The sequence below is a fragment of the Candidatus Latescibacter sp. genome (assembly GCA_030692375.1).
Classification (GTDB): domain Bacteria; phylum Latescibacterota; class Latescibacteria; order Latescibacterales; family Latescibacteraceae; genus JAUYCD01.
The window spans coordinates 1-18023 of the sequence record JAUYCD010000158.1 but is presented as its reverse complement, the minus strand read 5'-3'; the positions used below and the strand labels follow the sequence as shown (position 1 = coordinate 18023).

Below are 18023 nucleotides of genomic sequence, written 5' to 3'. Positions count from 1 at the left end.
GGAGCTGAATGTGATCATCGCAGTGGAGAATGTCTGGAACAAATTTCTCCTCAGCCCGCTCGAGTTCACCCAATATGTGGATGAGTTCGCAAGTCCTCACCTCAAAGCCTATTTCGATGTCGGGAACATTGTCCTGTACGGCGTCCCGCAGGACTGGATTCGGACGCTCGGAAAGCGGATCGTTCGCGTCCATGTCAAGGGCTTCGACGAGAAAAAACGCGAGTTCGTCGGCCTTTGCGAAGGCAACATAGACTGGCGGGCAGTGAGACGAGCCTTCGAGGACATCGGGTATTCCGGCTGGGTCAACGCGGAACTCTCCGGAGGCGACGAAACATATCTTACCGGAGTTTCAGAATGCATGGACAAGATTTTCAGGGGAGAGTGAGGGGATATGATATTTAATCACACCCCCGTCGCTTCCACCGGAATACCTTTTTTCACCAGACGGGCGATGGTTGCGGCCAGGATAAGATTCAGGATGATGCCGTCCATGGCGCCGTGGGCCGGAACCGCTTTGAAAGGAAGCTGCTCGAAGGACATAGTTCCGATGGTGTAGGGAACGCGGTCCCAGATGCAGACATCGCAGATTTCTTCCATCCAGGGACCCTGGTAATCGATGCTGACGATGCCCTGCCCCTGTTTTTTCTGGGGCTGGAAGGGCATGAGAATGCCGATGACCTTTACCCCTTTTTCTTTCGCCGGGGCGCAGAAATTGGTGCGCTCGGTGATGAATACATCCCCCGCCTGGAATATATTGTAATCAACGTTCCCGTAGATGGGATTCAGGAAAGTAGGTTTACCCGCACGTTTTTCCCAGATGCACTGAGGCTCGTTATGGCCGGTGGTATTGTAGTACACTTTTTTCCCCGAAGCCAAGGCTTCCGCGCACAGGTCGGCGGCCTGAGCGATTTTGGGGCTGTCCTGGGCCAGCAAATCCTGCACCATCCCTTTCACCATGAGCACATAGTCGAGACCCTTGGAGGGTTTTTGAGCCGGAGAGGCCTCTGAGCTTCCACTGATGAATGCCTGTCCGGGAACAGCAACCGCTGTACTGGCGATGGCAGCAGACTTTAAAAATTTTCTCCGATCGGATAACTGAGACATTAGTATTTCTTCCCTATCTGTTTAGTATACATGACGACATAAATAAATGCACATGTATTGAGTGATTATATCCTGAAACGAGTTCAGGATGACACGTGTCATGCCGAACTTGTTTCGGCATCTATTTTGAAAAGAAACGTAAAAATGTCGTCATGTACAGCAAGACAAATAAAAACAGTTCTTTGGACAGGATTTACAAGATTTACAGGATTATGGTGACAAAAAATAAACAAGATACAAAGTGACTTCAGTACCCGTACTTCTCCACCCGTTTCTTCATCACCGCATCCATCTCCTTGAAATAAGGAAAGTGAACCAAGTAGAACAGTGTGGGAGGACGCCCGTGATCGATCATCTCCTGGATGTACTGGCACTGCACCGCCCAGTTGATGGTGAAATTGATCTCGCGGGCAACAGGCAGGACATTTCCCTTGACTCCAGCGACCTCGAACGCTCCGGCAAAGTCGCCGCAGCCGTTGTCGATGGCCACATCGGCGAGGGTGTGGAGAAATTCGCCCGACTCCGGTTTCCGCTTTCGCTCATGGGGGCTTATAGTAACAAGACGGGTATTTTTTTTGGCGCGGAGCTCGCGGACTACGGTGAGATCATCGGTATCGCCGGTATGGTAGGAGGCCAGAATGAGCGCGTCACCTTCATTGAATGTTTTCTGGATGCGGCGGTAGACGGAAATATCGTACAACCCTGAACCCCTGGTCCAGCAGTCATACGAGAGCGAGTAGTTACGGTCATAGACGAGGAGACGCCCCCCTGCTATCTTTGCCTCGGCGAGAATCGTCCCCGCTTTCCGTATGAGGCCCATTTTCTTCGTTATGCTGTCGAGGCCGGATAAAAGAGAATCAGAGTATCTTTCCAACAAAGTTTTCATGGCGAGCCTTTCGTTGAAAAAAAGTGGCAAAACAGCAAAGTAAAACCCCCTGATAGAAGCCAAAGAAAACATGAAATGCAACTTGTCAAGAACAGGAATACTTGATACTGCCGCAGGTTTTTTGAACTATCATCGAATCAGACGTTTGTCAATTGTGTAATTTTCAATTTGAAAAATCGTGACATGTTTCATATCAGGATGAAAGGGGTTGATAAGAATATTGAACTCATGTTCAACGACAGCAGAAGGTACACGAAGTAAAAGAGAATCATTTTTTGCTGCCCAGTTTGTTCCAAGCTCAGCCAGCCTGGAAGGCGCAGGATATTCCCGCCAGTTGCCGGGTAAATCGGATAGTGAGACCTCTTCGGGGAATATTGTATCAGGTATGTGAAGGGCTGCCAAACTAAGATGCGCGGGCACAATTGATAAAGGGACATGAACGATATACTCGACAGTAGCTAAAGCCCTGTTCTCCGAAGTGTAAATCATACTCACACCTTTATGATTCCAACGGCCTCCATAGGTTTTGGCGCCGCTTCCGGATACATCGTTGATGTAAAGGGTCTTGGCTATTCGATATACTTTCATTATGAGAATACACCATGCTCTATTCGTCCAAGTTCATCCAATACCATATCGACTCCAAACTTTGAATTAAGCAGGCTCATCGGGATTTTATTATCGAGAGCTTTGTTCGGGTGGTTCATCCATATGAGAAATCTGTCTCTGCCTTCGAATACCTCAGAACCCTTGGCGGCGACTTCGGCAATCTGCAGTATCTGCTCAGATACAATACGACTCAGGGGTTTTCCCGGCGTGTACCTTTGCAGGGTTCGCTCAGTTACAGGAAGGAGTTGAGCCATCTGATGAACTGAATAAGAAAAATATTTAGCCAGGTGGAGAAGCGCATCTTTTGTAACCCCCTTTTTGCTCAAATCGATCAAGTCCATTCGATTTCGGAGATTTATCCGGAGGACTTTCTTACCTCCTAATACTTTTGCAAGTTCAGACAGTTCCATTTTCATGTTCTCCAGTCATTTTTTATACGACATTTTTCTGAAATATAACGTCATAATTCGTATTTGGCAAGCGGCGAATCTATGGCTCCGGCGTTTCCCCGTGAACGATTCGGATAAACTACGATACCGCGTTGAACATGATGCGCCAGAAAACCGGGATCACTCCATAGTACATACCGAACGCCAGCATCGGCGCGGCAAGACATCTCGATCTCTCGAACCAGAACGAGGAGGCGAGGAGCACCAAGCTCTGGAACGCCAGGGGAGCGAGAACCATCATCGTGAACGCCATCCGGAGCTGCGACCCCCGGAACCACGGGAGGAAATTGCACGCGGCGACGATACACACCGCGATCCCGGCGGTTGGGAGTTCCCAGGGGCCGAGCCGGACATGAGCCATGGATTTCCGCATGAGATACGCCTGCACGATCCCGAAGAACAGGAACGCCTGCACGATCCCTTGTACACCGAAAATCAATGCCTGCTCCCATATGGCCGGAACTGGCGGGGAGCCCGCCGGGAGTTTCGGAACATGGGCGGGTGGCGTCTGAAGCCCGTGGAGCAAAGCCGGGAGGAAAATGAGCGCCGTAAGCATCGCGCCCGCCGCAGCACCGATAACGAGCGCATGGGGAATGTATGACCGTTCCCGACTGAAGGTCAGCCCGATCTCGGCGCGGGAAAGTCCGATCACGCGGATGGCGAGCAGCCCGAAGAGAACAGTGAACGTATTACGAAGGAGATTTGATATCCAGTGACCATGGGTATGAAATGTCACAAATCCCGACCTGACCGCGAGTAACGTGAGAAAATTCGCACCTCCGGTCACTGCGAGATAGACAATTACCATGAGTGCGGTGGGGACGAGGAACGTGGCAAGCATACTCCGCCCATCATCATTATCCATTTCCACCATATTCTCCCATATCAACGTTATGAGCGGCAGGGTACAGTAATGATCTATCGATAAATAAATGGTATCACTTTCAAAGTTTCTTTGCAAGTATTTTCTGCAGGGACAAACGGATCCCCGCGCATGGAGCGGCGACGTCCTTGGGCGGGTTTCCAACGCCGATTCTCCGAATCGATGTTGGGTAACCTTATTGGGTTATCTTACTGTGGCGCAAGCTGTTTTGTCCCCCTTGCGGGGTCCCCGCCCGTACAAAGTACGTGCGGGGTGCACTAAGGGGGATGTCACCGAAGGTGACAGGGGGATCGCCTTTCAAGGAGCCGGGGAAGCCGGTTTTTCTCCGATAATCCGATCTTATTCCCCGCTCACCACACCTCGCTGAAGCATGATTTCGTAAATCCGTCTGGCGCGGTTTTCGATGTATTTCGATGTACCGTTCGGGGCGAATCTCCGCGGATTGGGGAGAACCGCCGCAAGCCGTGAGGCCTCATCAGCGTTCAGGGAAACAGCCGGTTTTCCGTAGTAGTGGCGGGCGGCTGCCTCGATGCCGAAAATGCCGTCGCCCCATTCGGCCACATTCAGGTAGAGTTCGAGAATCCGCTTCTTGGTGAGGGTATGCTCCAGCCTCCAGGTGAGGATGACTTCCTTGAGTTTCCTGACCGGATTTTTGGAAGGAGTCAGATAGAGGTTTTTGGCAAGCTGCTGGCTGATGGTGCTTGCGCCGTATCTGAATTTTTTCTGTTTGAGGTCTTTGTCCAGGGCTTTATGTATCTCATCGAAATCAAAGCCTTCATGAGTCCAGAACTTGTCATCCTCGGAAATCACCACCGCTTTGACAACCTGGGAAGATATCTTCGAGAGCGGTACCCAGGTCTGGACGATTTTCTTATCCTTTCCCTCTCTGCGCCATTCACGCTCGCGGTATTTCATGAACGAGGTTTTCTCCGGATTCTTTTCTTTCAGAGCCGAAACGCGGGGAAAGACCAGGTAAAATCCTACGAAAACCACCGGGAGGAGAATGGCCGCGATAAGAATTCTTTTTATGAAGAAAAACATTGCTTCCCCATCAATTTTACGCCGTGTGTTACAAGAGCGGGCGATCACAGTTTCGCCGGATCGATGAATACCTCGGTCCGCTGGAAAATATATCCGGTCAGCCCCAGGCTCTGGGTGACGTCCATCAGCTCGCGGCAGACTTTTTCCGGCCATTCGTACCCCTTGATCACCGGATGGGCGGGAATCCTTCCGTTGTTGAAAGCCGCCATGCGGGTCCATTCATGGGTAAGGAGTTTCACGATTCGGTCGGGATTCAGTGTCTTGTAGAATTCCATCGCGACGGGACCGGATGAGCTTTCAGGCGCCTTGGGCTGGATCGCATAGTCGGAAATCTTTTTATCCGGTAGCCCGAGCTGATCCCATCCGAAGAACGAGAGCGCCACTTTGAGAGCGGTTGCCTCGTCCAGACCTTGAACCCACTCACAGAGCTGGCTGGCCCAGGTCACTATCACCCCCAGATACTGCCAGTCAAGCCAGGTAAGGGGATGGAGGGCGTCCGAAGCGCCGTTTATGAAATCGGCGTGATTATGCCCCACGAACAGCGACATGGTGGTGCAGTGGGTGTCGGTGACAAAGCCGCTCCGGTGATCGGTTTCGGCATGAATGACATCATGAATTCTTCGAAGTCCGCCTCCCACCAGTTTTGCCCGGAAAGTCAGCCAGTCGAGGACTCCCTGGTTTTCGCCGAGCAGGGTGAGAAAATCCGGAAAGGTCAGGCGGAATTTCGCGGCATGTTCAAGCGTTTTCCTGTCCAGGCGCTCGAGCCGGCGCCGGAGTTTATTCATGGATTCACGCATACGGGGGAAATCATATCCCATACGGACGGCGGCATTCTGGCAGTCGCTGCACGCGCACCCGTACAGGTTGGTCCAGAAGGAAGGTGTCGCATACCGGTAGTGGGTCACATACATGGAATCCATATCGTATGTTTTGGCCGCATACCCATAGAGGGCTTTCTCCCAGTCCCGCACCACCGGTTTTTCAAAACAGGCGGTATATTCGGTCTGGGCATAGGCATACTTAATGGGAGGAAGGTCGATGAATTTGATGCCCTCGAATGTCTCGCTCATGATGGGACGGCTTTCCTCGCCGTAATGATGGCCGGAAAAGTGAAGCCAGAAATCCATACCGCGGCGGTGTGTTTCTTCAATGGCTTTGATGAGCTGGGAATCGTCATCCACATGACGGGAATGCATCATGCCTTTGGCCCCCAGGGGATTCATGGATTTGAGCCAGTCCGGCATTTTTATGTTGCTGTAGCATATGAGCATATTCACCCCGAGCTTTTTCTGCAGGGCGTCGATGAATTTCGGATTGTTCACGATCTGGTCGGTCGAAGAATAACAGCCGATCATCTTCTTTCCGGGGACATCGGTAACAAAGGGCCGTGGAGAAGGCGAGGCGCCCACTCTTGCCGCAAGGCTCCCGGCTGCACCGAGCAAAGTTCCTGCCGCCGCCGCCGAGGCGGTCTTTTTCATGAATTCACGACGACTCTGGAATGTGCGCATGATGTTTTCCTCTCAAAAGATAAGAAAAAAGATAAAAGATTGCCTGAACCGCGTTTCGCATGATTTCCTGATCAGCCCGATATATATGTGACGACATATTTTATTGCGTTTCTTTTCACAATAGATGCCGAAACGGTTTCATCGTTCCCGCGAAGCGGCAACAAGTTCGGCATGACACGTGTCATCCTGAGTTTGGGGAAAGATGCCGAAACAAGTTCGGCATGACACGTGTCATCCTGAACTCGTTTCAGGATCTATGCACACCAGCATCTGTTTGTAATTAAATCTCATTTTACAGAATCACAGTATCCCCTTCTCCTGCGCTATCTTCCGCCCGATGGCGCCGAGTTTCTCCAACACCACCTGGAACGGCCCCATGGTATCGGCTATTGCAACCGCGAATTGCTTTATGGATGAGGGGTCATACGGTTTCCCGAAACTGTCGGCATAGGCTCGCACATCACGGATTTCTGAGGCGGCAAGAAACTCTCCGCGGCAGCGTTCAAGCGCTTCGTCCGGCGAGAGTCTCTCACCCCAGGCGATGAAACCGAACGCGGAGAATGTGTTCTCGTATAACATTTTGCGGTCACGGCCCAGTTCATGCCGGATGAGCCAGAGGCTGTCAAAATGGGGGATTTCCTCTGCATAAAAATACAGCCTCCCCATCATGAGGCGGCAGAACTTGACACCTTCTAATAATGTGTCCAGCACCCTCCCGGAGGCGTTTCCGAGCTTCGCTTTCAGCTCGCGGCTGTTGTCGGCGAGTTCGGCTTCGATGATGTTTATTTCAGGACATACAGTGCGGTACGCTTCCTGCAGATACCGGAAAAGCTCTTCCTCGATCCGGGAAATTTCCGGCTCCTCGTACCAGGCAGGAATCTCGTAGTGACAGTGAATCGCTTTAAAAGTTCGGTCGATCACATGCGGATTTGGGAAAAGCCCCCGCGCCAGCCGGAACGCCTCCAGCTTTCCCCGCACCAGACGTTTCAGCCTGAGACTGACCAGGCTCTGCACCGGCGGGCAGAAATAGTGCATGAACCGGCTGTGCAGGGGATATTTGCTTTCGAATTCATGCAGATTTATGGGCGGATCGATCCCACGGTCGTAGGGTGTGTAATAGAGAGCGAACTTTTTCAGATTGAACAGTTCATCGGCAGTGTCCCAGGGCCGGAGGGCCAGGTATTCCTCAAAGCGGGCTGTTTTTTCACGTGGAGCGTGGTAAAGGGTCCACTGGTGGAATTCGGGATAATAGCTGAGGGGATAGAGAGACTCGCTCCATGTGAGATTAATCCCCGGCAGGTGTTCGAGAATACGGGCGCGGCCGGGATATTCGCGGCAGATCCCGGTATGAATTCTCCCAACGGCTCTCGATATTTCCGGCCATTCTTCGGCGGTGGTGTCATCCGAGAAGAAAAACCGTGTATCGAAATCGGAAAGGCCGGGAATGAGATCCTCGAATTCCCATTTACCGCTGATCCCTTCGATACGGGGACATGCATTTTTTGCGCGCTCGAAATATTCCAGAATAAAAGCGGGAAAAATGTTTTCAGGACAGGATGCAAATGTTCGTTCAGTCATACTTCGACCCAGTCTTTCACTCTTTTCATCCTTCATCCTTGATTCCATTTTCCCTCGAAACGAGCCAGATACCAAGTCCTATCGCCAGCAGAATCGCGGCGGCGGTCATGTTTACAGCGAACCAGCCGGGAATTGGATACAGGTATTTGACTCCCAGCGAAACAGCGGTCATTCCCGCACCCATGATCATTACGATGACACCGATGGCGGGGAACGGGGATTTCACACGGGCTGCGCATTCATGAATATACGGAGTTTTAAGCCGCCGGAAGAATTCTTCGGTTCTCTGTTTTTCTTCTTCGCTCGTTTTTCCCAGCACACTGCCCAGCCATAGGCCGCCGATTGTTACCCCGAAGTTAATAATGATGGAGGTTGAGCTCCAGCCCTGGTTAAGCCAGTAGTTAAGCTGCGGATTGGATACGAATTGCTCACGGTAGGCGCCGAGAAGAACCATGTTCAGAGTCAGAAGAACCGAGCCCGAGATGAATCCAGCGATAATTCCGGTCAGCGCGCCCCGTGAATTGATGCTCTTGATGAGAATTCCACCGAGAAGGGGCGCCATGATCGCAGGCGCAAAAGCGGTGAATGCCTTTACCATGATATCGAACAGGTTCATTCCCTGTATATGCTGGAGAATTACCGCGAGAACCGTGGTAATTAAGCCGATGAGGATGACACTGAGCCGTCCCACCGCGATGAGATGTGACTGAGAAGCGCTCTTTTTTATCTTCCGGGCATAAAAATCGTTGGTGAATACGCTGGAAAGCATGGTGTATTCATTGCTTAGGGTAGAGAGCGTGGCGGACAGAAGCGCGGCAATCATTACACCCATCATGCCTACCGGCAGCGCCTTGAGGCTGATGTACGCGTAGGAAAAACGGGCGTTGGGAATATCCGGCAGGACCACACGGGCAAACATGGCCGGGGTGAACATGATGATGGGAAGAAAGAAATTCCATATCGCCACTCCCAGAATAACTTTGCGGGCGTCCGCCTCGCTGCGCACACAGTTGTATTTCTGGATCATCGACCAGCCTGCATTGACGGAAAAGAATACGAGCACTATCCAGGTCAGATATTGATAGGGATCATAGGGCGAGTGAAGAGGGGTGGAGAAATCCACGGGCATTTTTCTGAAAAAGTTTCCGAGCCCGCCGACCTCACGGAGGGAGACAAAGAAAATAAATACCACGGCAAGCACTTTGATGATGAACTGCACAAAATCGGTCACAATCACCGACCACTGGCCGCCAAGGAACGAGAAAGCAATAATCACCAGACCGGTGATCCAGATGGCCCGTGACATGTCGAGGGATTCATTCGAGATGGCGGCGACAACGAAAATCGCGGTGGCATAAATCTTTATGGAATTGTCGATAAACCGGAGCGGGAAGCCGGTCCAGACGAACACCTGTCGGAGCGCTGGGCTGAAGCGAGCCTCGACGAAACCGATGGGGCTCATCATTTTTGCCCGCCGCCATTTTCCCACGAAAAGATAGGCGCCGATGATCATGGCCGGCACCGACACCCAGTAGAGGGTCAGCGCGGTAAAACCGTACTTGTACCCTATCTCGGAATACATGACGAAAGCCAGGGCCGAAAACCCCGCCATCCAGAGAGATATGGCTGCGAGCCACCAGGGGATGTCCGCTCCGGCGACAAAGTAATCCTTTGCATGTTTGATGTATCTGGCCGAATAGGTGCCGATCAGAATAATGATGACGAAATATCCGGCCAGAACCGCAAAATCAAATCCCTCCAGATGCTTGATTCCTTCCATGGTTCCCCCGATAAGTATGTTTAAAAATCAAAGATATTATTAAACAGGATTTACAAGATTGACAGGATTATGAAGCCCCCTAACCCTCTGTCCCTTTCCCCCGTTCCGGGGGCAAGGGAAGTCGTTACGCCACAGTTTTTTCCTGCCCCCTCCGGGGGAAGGATGTCCAAAGGACAGGAAGGGGGCTGCCTTTCAAGCTTGAATCTTGTAAAATCTTGTTAATCCTGTCAAAATTATTTTCATCTTTTATTCAATTCCGCGATGGATTCCTTTAGGGCTTGCGCAATATACACAATTTCTTCTTCAGTGGTAGTTGCGAAAACCGGCAGGCTGAATATCTGGGAGCAGGCTTTCTCCGCTTCCGGACACCCTGCGGAGGTGTAACCGGCCTTTTCCATGACCTCCCAGCTCCAGACCGGCGGATAGTGCAGTACAGTGCCGATTCCCCATTCGCTCCTGAGATGAGTGGTCAGGCTGTCGCGGGTGAAGGATACCTTCCCTGTGTCAAGCCTCGCCACGTGCATGAGGGCGCCGTGGTCGTCGTCAATCCCCGGTGCGGGAATGATTTCCTCGATATTGGCGAGCGAGGCGTTCATTTTGAGGAAGTTTTCCCGTTTACGGGCGATGATGGAGTCGATTTTTTTAAGTTGATTAAGACCAACCGCCAATTGTGGCTTCGTCATCCGGTAGTTGAATCCTACCCGCACCACACGGGCCGGGCTGCCGTAAATGAATCCGAACGTTTTCATTTGACGGACGACCTCGGCGAATTCGGCGTCGTTCGTAGCGACCGCGCCACCTTCGCCAAGCGTGGTAAGATTCTTGTTGGACTGGAAGCTGTAGCAGGAAGCCTTTCCCATGCCCCCGACAGGAATTCTCCGGAACTTCGCGCCGACCGCGTGTGCGGCATCGTAGATGACAGCGACTCCGTATCTTTGGGAGATTTCCTCGAAACGGGCGCAGACGCAGGAAAGCCCCGCGAAGTGCACGGGGATGATCGCTTTCGTCCGAGGAGTGATCCGGCTTTCGACCGCATAGGGGTCCAGATTGAGCGTGTCCGGATTTATGTCAGCCAAAAATACTTTCGCCCCCCGGGCAATGGCGCAAGTGGCGGTACAAATGAATGTGAGCGGCGTGGTGATGACCTCGTCGCCCTCTCCAATCCCCAGCGCCATCATGCAGAGATCGAGCGCAGTTCCGGCAGAATTAACCGCCACGGTACAGGCTGCTCCCTCATGAGCGGCAAAGGCATCCTGGAATTCTTTTTCCTCGGGGAGCGGAAAAAAATTGCCGCCCGGCTGGGAGGCGGCGGATATAACCGCACATGCAGCCTGCACATCATCCTCGCCGTAGACTCCGCCCAATGCCAGGTAGGGGATGGTTCTCTTCTCCATTCGTACCTCACACCGTCTTTTTACCGCCGTACCCGCGGCGGTCAAGTTTGAAACTGTCCCGGGGATCGGTCTTCGGAACAGTGTTCCGGAATGTTTTCACAATCTCGCCCAGGGTGGCTGGCTGCATCCCGCATCCGGCATTCTCCAGGATGTCCCGCGTGCTTTCGATCATACCGAGGAGAGTCTGCCGCCGGAAATTCGCCGGGTCGGTGTAATCGAACGTGTTGTGGGTGACTCCCCTGATGATTTTTACCGGAACAGCTTCGTCGTCTTTCTGACGGAGAACAGCCTTTTGAATCGTATACCAGTGGTTTTTGGCGTCCACCAACTCAACCCGGAGATCCTGAGGGTGTTTTCCTCCCCACATGTAGGATTCGGGATCGATGGTATGGGGAACCTCGACGAAATCCATGTTCCCGGACAGAAGGCGGTTGAAGCGGTGGGTATAGTGAATGGTGAGAGGCGCCCCCTGCCAGACCGAGGCGGTTTCGGGAATTCTCCTTCCCGGAAGGCTGACCTGGCCGTAACGGAAACCAAGCTCTTCCAGAACGGCATAGGTATAATCGTTGGCTGAGGCATAGCCCATGCAGAAAGAGAGCGGCGCCATTCCCATCACCTGCGCCCAGCGGTCACGGGCTTTGGCGGTCACCTCACTCTGCTCCTCCGGCCCCATGACTCCGGCAAATTCGCAATATCCTTCCTCGGCCGGGTGAAGATGAAGTCCGATTTCATGCCCACGCGCCATGATGGAGCGATAAAGAGCGGGATTCGATTCCAGGTCGCCGGGAAGGGTAAAGAAATTCCCTTTCAGCCCGTTCGCATCCAAAATATCGGCGTATCCGGCAGCGCCGCGGGCGCCGAGGGCTGGATCGTTCACTGCATGCTGGGTCGCCTCGCAGTCGATAGACCAACTCATCCAGAAAATTTTTGTTTCCATGACTTTACCCAGATTTTATATAATTCGTTAAGATTTGATTTGACCTTATAACACAACGATTTATTATTTGTTGAGAATTCGTTTTATATCGCTTTTGCAAAGGAATTCAACTTTTACTCCATTTTCCGCGAGGATATTTCGAAAATTCCACCATTTTGCATCCACTGCCTGCCAGATAGTTGGATTTCGAGGATGGGAAAGAGATACCGCGATAAATTTCCTGTCCCTGTAATGAAAATCCACCATTCGTTTATCTGATGGAAATTCTTTAAAATTAGTCGTATCAGAATCATCAAGAGTTATGTCAACTAGCTCGCATCGTTTAGGATTGCATCTGTTTCTTAACACCCATTCAAGGAAAGCATCACCTACTCCCGGCTGGCCTGAAGAATGGAGTTTGTTCCGATATTCTTTGATAATATGCCATTGGTTGTCCAAAACCAGTTTCCCCTTTTCCATAAGTTCTCTCAAACTAATCACACATAATTTCACACAACCTGGCGAAGCCTGCTCTGATTTCCCATTTGCAACAATTGGAACATTGGTGTCAATAACAACTATCATTATTATTACTTCCCCTCTTGGTCCAATCCAGCCAAAGTCATGGCGGCGAGATCGCTAAACTTATCACCAAAGAAATCATCAGGCCAATTGCGGATACTACCCAACAGATCAACATCAAGTCTTTCTATATCCGACGAAGAACCTTTCATTTGACAGAAATAGAGAGCGGTCTTATCAGAATCAATTTTTTTCTCAGCTATTCTTCTCTGTAAACGTGTAAGTAAATGCTCGCTGTGGCTCTCCACAATGATCTGGATATTCCTCGACGTCACTACTTCTATGAATACATCCGCGAGCCAGGCTTGGACTGAAGGATGAAGATGTATTTCAGGTTGTTCGAGAATAATTATCGAACCTTCAGGCATGTAATAACAGAGAACCAAGACGGGAAGGATTTGAGAGACGCCGAAACCAACATCGGTGATGAGCACTTCTGGAGAATCTTTTGTTGTTTTAACCCGCAATTCATAATCTTTTCGGTTTTCTGCTATTGGTTTAAGTGTATAAGAATCTACCAAACCCATTTCTCGTAACCAATAACCAATTCTTTCCTCAACCGTCATCCTGTGTTTTCCTTTTCCAGGAGAAATTATTTTCCCTTTATTTCTTGAGGATAAAAGAGCGGAAACAGTGCGTTCCCCCACCCTTCCAACATCTAATGGGCTTGCACCATCCCAGACATAACTTCTTTTTGGATATTCTCGCAGGGGACCTAAATAGGCCATATTAGGTGAGAAGAGGTCATGAAAGGACCTAACAAACTCGGATAAAAAACCAACATTCCGATAATAACCGGTCACTTCATCGGGGAAACCATAGCATTTGACAGGAGAAGGCAATGGCCACACACGTCCCTGGTATCTTTTTGCTTCAAAATTGTCGGAAATCAATTGGTATTTATCATCGTCCCTTATTCTTTCTTTCTGTTTCATTCCGAAAACTTTATTATTAAAAGAATAATCAAAACTTTGGACAATTGGTCTTTCAGATACTTCCTTGACTTCCACACGAAATGTCAAATTATCTGTTTCAAATAATTTTTTGTTTTTGTATTCAGGGTTATAAATTATTATTTGTTTTCCCGGATTCCATGAAAGTTGAATGGAAAGGATTGCATCTCGATCATGTCCATGTATCAAATCAAAGAATGTACCCAGATCGACATACGAATGTTCATCACCGGTATAGAGAACTCTGGCTCGGTCGGTTGATTCGACAGTTTGCTTAAGCATAAGGAGTATTTGCATAATGCTCGTTTTTCCTGAGCTATTTGAGCCAAATAACCCTGTCAAAGGGGCAAACTGGAGTAATCCGGTATCTTTCCAGGATTTAAAATTCCTGGCATGTAGAGATTTTATCATTTTATCACTCCTTTCAGCGACCCTCAACTCTTTAATTACATTTAAAAAAGCTTCACCGCGTTCAATCCCATGATCTTATCGCGTTTCGCTTCCGGCATGGCAATATCATCCACGATTCCTTTGCGGTAACCGTAGGGGTCCGACCACCCGAAACCGAAATCGGTGCCCCACAGGACGCGGTTTTCATCCATTCCATCCACAATGGCCTTCAGACCCGCCTGATGCGGGCCGCAGAGGGTAAGGTAGAGATTGGGACACCGCTTCCCGAAACTGAGCGCATCCCTCCACAGATCGAGCAGCCCGGCGTGGCCGAGTACAAACTTCGTTCCCGGAAACCTCAGAGCCAGCCCCCCGACCTGCGAAGGCATGGAGTAACAGGGTGTACCGTCGTGGAAAATCACCGGGACATCGTAACGGCCGCACATCATCGCCAGTTCATCCATGAGGGGAACGGAAACTGAAAAGCCCTGCAGCCAGGGATGCAATTTCAGGCCCCTCATGCCGAGGTCTTTCAGGCAGCGTTCCAGCTCGCGGATGCTTTTTTCGCCGAAATCGGGATGGACAGTGGCAATGGGGATGAGCCTTCCCCCCGATCTGTCAGCCGTTTCCCTTATCACATCATTGCAAAGCCTCATATCTGAGTTCATACCAAGCCCGCGGTGTCCCATGAGAACCGCCCGGTCGACTTCGTGACGGTCGCACACCTTGAGCCATTCCGACGGGTCGTTCCCATAGCGGTCTTCCCATACAATTCCCCAGTGGGTGTGGGCATCGATAATCATGGCTTGCTTCCGACTATGTTGAGAATCCGCGCCAGGTTGTCTCCGAAAACAGCGCCATAGGTATCGGCCGGCAAATATTCCCGGTACTGCGTCCATTCAAACACAAGGCTGTTCCTCGGGGCGGCCGATCCCATGATTCCTTTATCGATCCCCGCCGACATGAGATGGGACATGAAAATAAACGGACGAGCGTACGACCCCTCGATAAAGACGTTCGGAGCGAACCTTACTGCGGATGGCACATCGTTCCAGAAATCTGTAGCTCCTGCATGACCCATGATAAAGGTCACTCCGGGAAAGCGCAGGGCGCAGTCAGCGAGCTGCCAGGGAGCGCCGTAAAGATGTGGTCCGGTATGTACATACACGGGAAGTCCAAGCTCGCCTGCCTTTTCGATAACAGGGTCGGCCAGGTCATCGTTGATGAGGAATCCCTGGAGCGTCGGGTGAAGCACCAGCATCCTGGCGCCGTTGCAAACAGCGCGGCTAACTTCCTGTACCGCAGCTTCCCCATACCAGGGGTTCACCGTACAGGCGGGAATGATACGGTCGGGGAATCTGCCCGCCTCAGCCCGGATGAAATCATTGCCACGGCTGTTGAATACTGCCAGGGCGCTGTCCTGCGGAGCGGCAACCGCCATATCCACACCGGCGCGGTCCATATCGTGAACGAGGTCTTCGGCGCGGTAAACAGTATCGCGCTCGTCGCCGAGGGTTACATAACCGTCGATATTCATACCAGTTACAGTTTTATCTCCCAAAGATAGCCGGAACGGGTCATGGTATCGTTCTCTCCGGCGAAAATGGCGCCGTCCGGAGCGATGCTCATATCGTGAATCTGCCAGGCCGAAACATTCAACTCAGGATCGTAGAGACGTCCCAGGTACTCGTACTTGTCGGTAGAGAGATCCAGCCGGAAAAGCGAAGCATTGCCGAATCTTCCGCCGATGCCGTAAAGGTAACCGTCCCTGCCTTCCGCGAATGCCGCGATACGCTTGGGCGGACAGGGCGCGCCGAGCAGCCTGACCTCGGCGGTGTCCGGATCGATACGAACCAGTCCTCCTTCACCGGTCCCGGCATAAAGCATACGGTTGGAAGCGGCAATTATTCCATCCATACCGGCAAAACCATATCTTCTCTCGAGGAGCGGGAGGCCGTGTTTGAAAAATTCAATTTTATCTTTCTGGGGATCATACCGGTACAGACGATTCTGATCAGGACCTACTCCGTTCTGCTGCCAGGCCCTGGTTATTCCCCATCCGCCCCAGACCCGGCCTTTGTAATCGAGGGCGATAGTCTCCCCCTGCCCCATCCCCAGGCCGGAGCCGGTCAGCCCCAGGATTCGCGATTCGAACGTATCGAGATTGAACGACGCCAGATATTCCGGGGTAAATGTCTGACAATAGGCCATCCGTCGATTTTCATCGATCACCATCCCCTGAACGTACACATGCGGAACTGGAATGCCGATCTTTTTCAGCTCACCGGTTTTGGGATTGTACCGTACGATAGCCCCGCCGGGAGCGTTCCAGTAATCATCCACATCGTGCAGGAGAGCGATGGCGCCGTAAATGTGCCCGTCACGGGATTTCAGGAGCGCACGGTGGAACTTGGCATCGAACGGGTCGGCAATCCGGGCATATCCCAGATCGCAGAACTCACCGGTCTTACGGTCGAAGGCGCGGAAAATGTCTGCGTTAAAGGAGGTTATCCCCACATACACCAGGTTCGAGTCGGGGTCGGCCAGAACACCATCGAAAGAAATGTAATACTTGCGGAGCCGCTCATAGGCGAGCATGTCCTTATAGTTCCAGTGATCCTCAATCTCGGAGAGCCAGTTGTCAAAATGCTCGTCGAACAGCTTATGGGCTTTTACTTTCACAGCATCCTCCATGGATGGAATCAGGTTTGACACAGGAAACAAAATATGGGGAATGATCACTGCTCGCGCCGTAATACAGTAAGAAGCGGAACCGATACCGGTATCGGAAAATTTTTTATACGGCGGTCATGAGCGGGCGGGAATTGAGTATCCCGTCCGCTCATGGATGACTTGCTGCGATCTTACACCACGTTATCGGAGGCCAGGTGTTCCTCGGCGAGCACCGGGGTTCTGAGCCTTTGGTAAAACGGATCGAGCTTTTCCTTGGGCTGACGCGGGGTCAGGAATCCAACGATAATCCCGGTGGTGATTCCCGCGGTCAGATAACACACCATCTGCCACGGCAGCGGTATATCCAGCGCCAGTTCGCAGAAGAGAAATACCCCGGCGGCGGCGAGGAAACTCGCCCAAGCGGAAGCAGGATTGGCCCGACGCCAGACAATTCCCATCCAGAAGGGGATGCCGATAAGCGCGGGAATCTGCATGAAGAGCTCCAGCGCCTTGATGACTCCCGGCAGGAGCAGGGCAAATCCCAGGCTGCCCAACACGATGGCGAATGATACCAGCCGTCCGACGAAAAGATAATGTTTCTCCGGGCGTTTTTTGAAATATACCGCATAAAAGTTACGGACGAAAATACTCGAACCACTGATCATGAGCACCACGCCGGTGGATTGGATGGTTGCGAGGAGCGAGGCGATGAGCAGGCCCACCAGTCCGGCAGGCAGGAGAATTCTAGCCATTTCGCCGAACGCGTTGTCCGGATTCTTGAGGTTGGGAACGAGCGAGATGGCTGCGATGCCGGTGAATGCCCAGGCAACGGTGCAGAAACGCTTGATGAAGTTGCCGTAGGTCACTCCGATCCGGGCGTTCATCTCGGTGCGGTTCGCGGTGCTCGAGGGAATGGTGTGCGGCTGCACCGCCCAGTTGATCATGCCGTTGATGACGATCATAAAAATCCAGAAAAAAGTAATACCTTTTGGTGCAACAAGGCTAAAGAAGTCGTACGAAGCGCCTGCGTTCACCTGTTCGTGGAGTGCGGTGAATCCTCCGACCTTGGAAATGGCGAATGGCAGCATGAGAAAAGAGAAGACGATGGTGAGGAACCCCTGAACCACGTCGTTGAGCGCCGCGGCGACCATGCCTCCCGCCAGGCCGTAGAAGACGAACAGCACGGTGATGATCGCCACCGCGGTGATGAAGTTGATCCCGCCGCCGGTGAGTCCCTCGATAATGCGCCCGGAACCGAGCACCATGGTGCCGATATT

At 51.7% G+C, this 18023-nt stretch carries 18 protein-coding genes; 1 reads left to right on the top strand and 17 read right to left on the bottom strand.

Features of this window, described 5'->3' with window-relative positions:
- A partial coding sequence (locus Q8O92_09670) for a TIM barrel protein (protein ID MDP2983581.1) occupies positions 1 to 385 on the top strand: 385 nt, incomplete at its 5' end.
- A 17-nt stretch (positions 386 to 402) separates the two neighbouring features.
- Here Q8O92_09670 and Q8O92_09665 read toward each other — a convergent pair.
- From Q8O92_09665 to Q8O92_09585, 17 genes are all read right to left on the bottom strand, one after another.
- Positions 403 to 1104, bottom strand: coding sequence for a hypothetical protein (locus Q8O92_09665; protein ID MDP2983580.1), 702 nt, complete (start codon positions 1102 to 1104; stop codon positions 403 to 405).
- A 247-nt stretch (positions 1105 to 1351) separates the two neighbouring features.
- Positions 1352 to 1990 (bottom strand): hypothetical protein, encoded by a 639-nt coding sequence (locus tag Q8O92_09660; protein MDP2983579.1) that lies wholly within the window; start codon positions 1988 to 1990, stop codon positions 1352 to 1354.
- A 129-nt stretch (positions 1991 to 2119) separates the two neighbouring features.
- A complete protein-coding gene (locus Q8O92_09655) occupies positions 2120 to 2578 on the bottom strand; it encodes an RES family NAD+ phosphorylase (GenBank protein MDP2983578.1) in 459 nt (152 codons plus the stop codon).
- A complete protein-coding gene (locus Q8O92_09650; GenBank protein MDP2983577.1) occupies positions 2578 to 3015 on the bottom strand; it encodes a DUF2384 domain-containing protein in 438 nt (145 codons plus the stop codon). The genes Q8O92_09655 and Q8O92_09650 overlap by 1 nt, the downstream gene beginning before the upstream one ends.
- Before the next feature lie 112 nt (positions 3016 to 3127).
- A complete protein-coding gene (locus Q8O92_09645; GenBank protein ID MDP2983576.1) occupies positions 3128 to 3922 on the bottom strand; it encodes a hypothetical protein in 795 nt (264 codons plus the stop codon).
- A gap of 348 nt (positions 3923 to 4270) precedes the next feature.
- Entirely contained in the window at positions 4271 to 4972 is a 702-nt protein-coding gene (gene mtgA, locus Q8O92_09640; protein ID MDP2983575.1) for a monofunctional biosynthetic peptidoglycan transglycosylase, read from the bottom strand.
- 44 nt (positions 4973 to 5016) lie between these two features.
- Complete coding sequence (locus tag Q8O92_09635; GenBank protein ID MDP2983574.1) at positions 5017 to 6480, bottom strand: hypothetical protein; 1464 nt, start codon at positions 6478 to 6480, stop codon at positions 5017 to 5019.
- Positions 6481 to 6780: 300 nt separating this feature from the next.
- Positions 6781 to 8058, bottom strand: coding sequence for a hypothetical protein (locus Q8O92_09630; protein ID MDP2983573.1), 1278 nt, complete (start codon positions 8056 to 8058; stop codon positions 6781 to 6783).
- Positions 8059 to 8083: 25 nt separating this feature from the next.
- On the bottom strand, positions 8084 to 9838 hold the full coding sequence (locus tag Q8O92_09625; protein MDP2983572.1) for a hypothetical protein: 1755 nt from the start codon (positions 9836 to 9838) through the stop codon (positions 8084 to 8086).
- Positions 9839 to 10077: 239 nt separating this feature from the next.
- Positions 10078 to 11232: a DegT/DnrJ/EryC1/StrS family aminotransferase gene (locus Q8O92_09620; GenBank protein ID MDP2983571.1), complete on the bottom strand. Its 1155-nt coding sequence runs from the start codon at positions 11230 to 11232 to the stop codon at positions 10078 to 10080.
- Between the two features lie 7 nt (positions 11233 to 11239).
- Entirely contained in the window at positions 11240 to 12169 is a 930-nt protein-coding gene (locus tag Q8O92_09615) for a polysaccharide deacetylase family protein (GenBank protein MDP2983570.1), read from the bottom strand.
- Positions 12170 to 12232: 63 nt separating this feature from the next.
- Positions 12233 to 12733, bottom strand: coding sequence for a hypothetical protein (locus Q8O92_09610; GenBank protein MDP2983569.1), 501 nt, complete (start codon positions 12731 to 12733; stop codon positions 12233 to 12235).
- Positions 12734 to 12738: 5 nt separating this feature from the next.
- The gene (locus Q8O92_09605) at positions 12739 to 14094 is read right to left on the bottom strand and encodes a DUF3696 domain-containing protein (protein MDP2983568.1); all 1356 of its coding nucleotides are present in this window, start codon (positions 14092 to 14094) and stop codon (positions 12739 to 12741) included.
- A 41-nt stretch (positions 14095 to 14135) separates the two neighbouring features.
- On the bottom strand, positions 14136 to 14876 hold the full coding sequence (locus Q8O92_09600; protein MDP2983567.1) for an amidohydrolase family protein: 741 nt from the start codon (positions 14874 to 14876) through the stop codon (positions 14136 to 14138).
- Positions 14873 to 15610 carry an amidohydrolase family protein gene (locus Q8O92_09595; GenBank protein MDP2983566.1) on the bottom strand — a complete coding sequence of 246 codons (738 nt, stop codon included), beginning with the start codon at positions 15608 to 15610 and terminating at the stop codon, positions 14873 to 14875. The genes Q8O92_09600 and Q8O92_09595 overlap by 4 nt, the downstream gene beginning before the upstream one ends.
- A gap of 5 nt (positions 15611 to 15615) precedes the next feature.
- On the bottom strand, positions 15616 to 16755 hold the full coding sequence (locus tag Q8O92_09590; GenBank protein MDP2983565.1) for a hypothetical protein: 1140 nt from the start codon (positions 16753 to 16755) through the stop codon (positions 15616 to 15618).
- A gap of 182 nt (positions 16756 to 16937) precedes the next feature.
- The coding region (locus tag Q8O92_09585) for a sodium:solute symporter family protein (protein ID MDP2983564.1) at positions 16938 to 18023 on the bottom strand (1086 nt) is incomplete at its 5' end.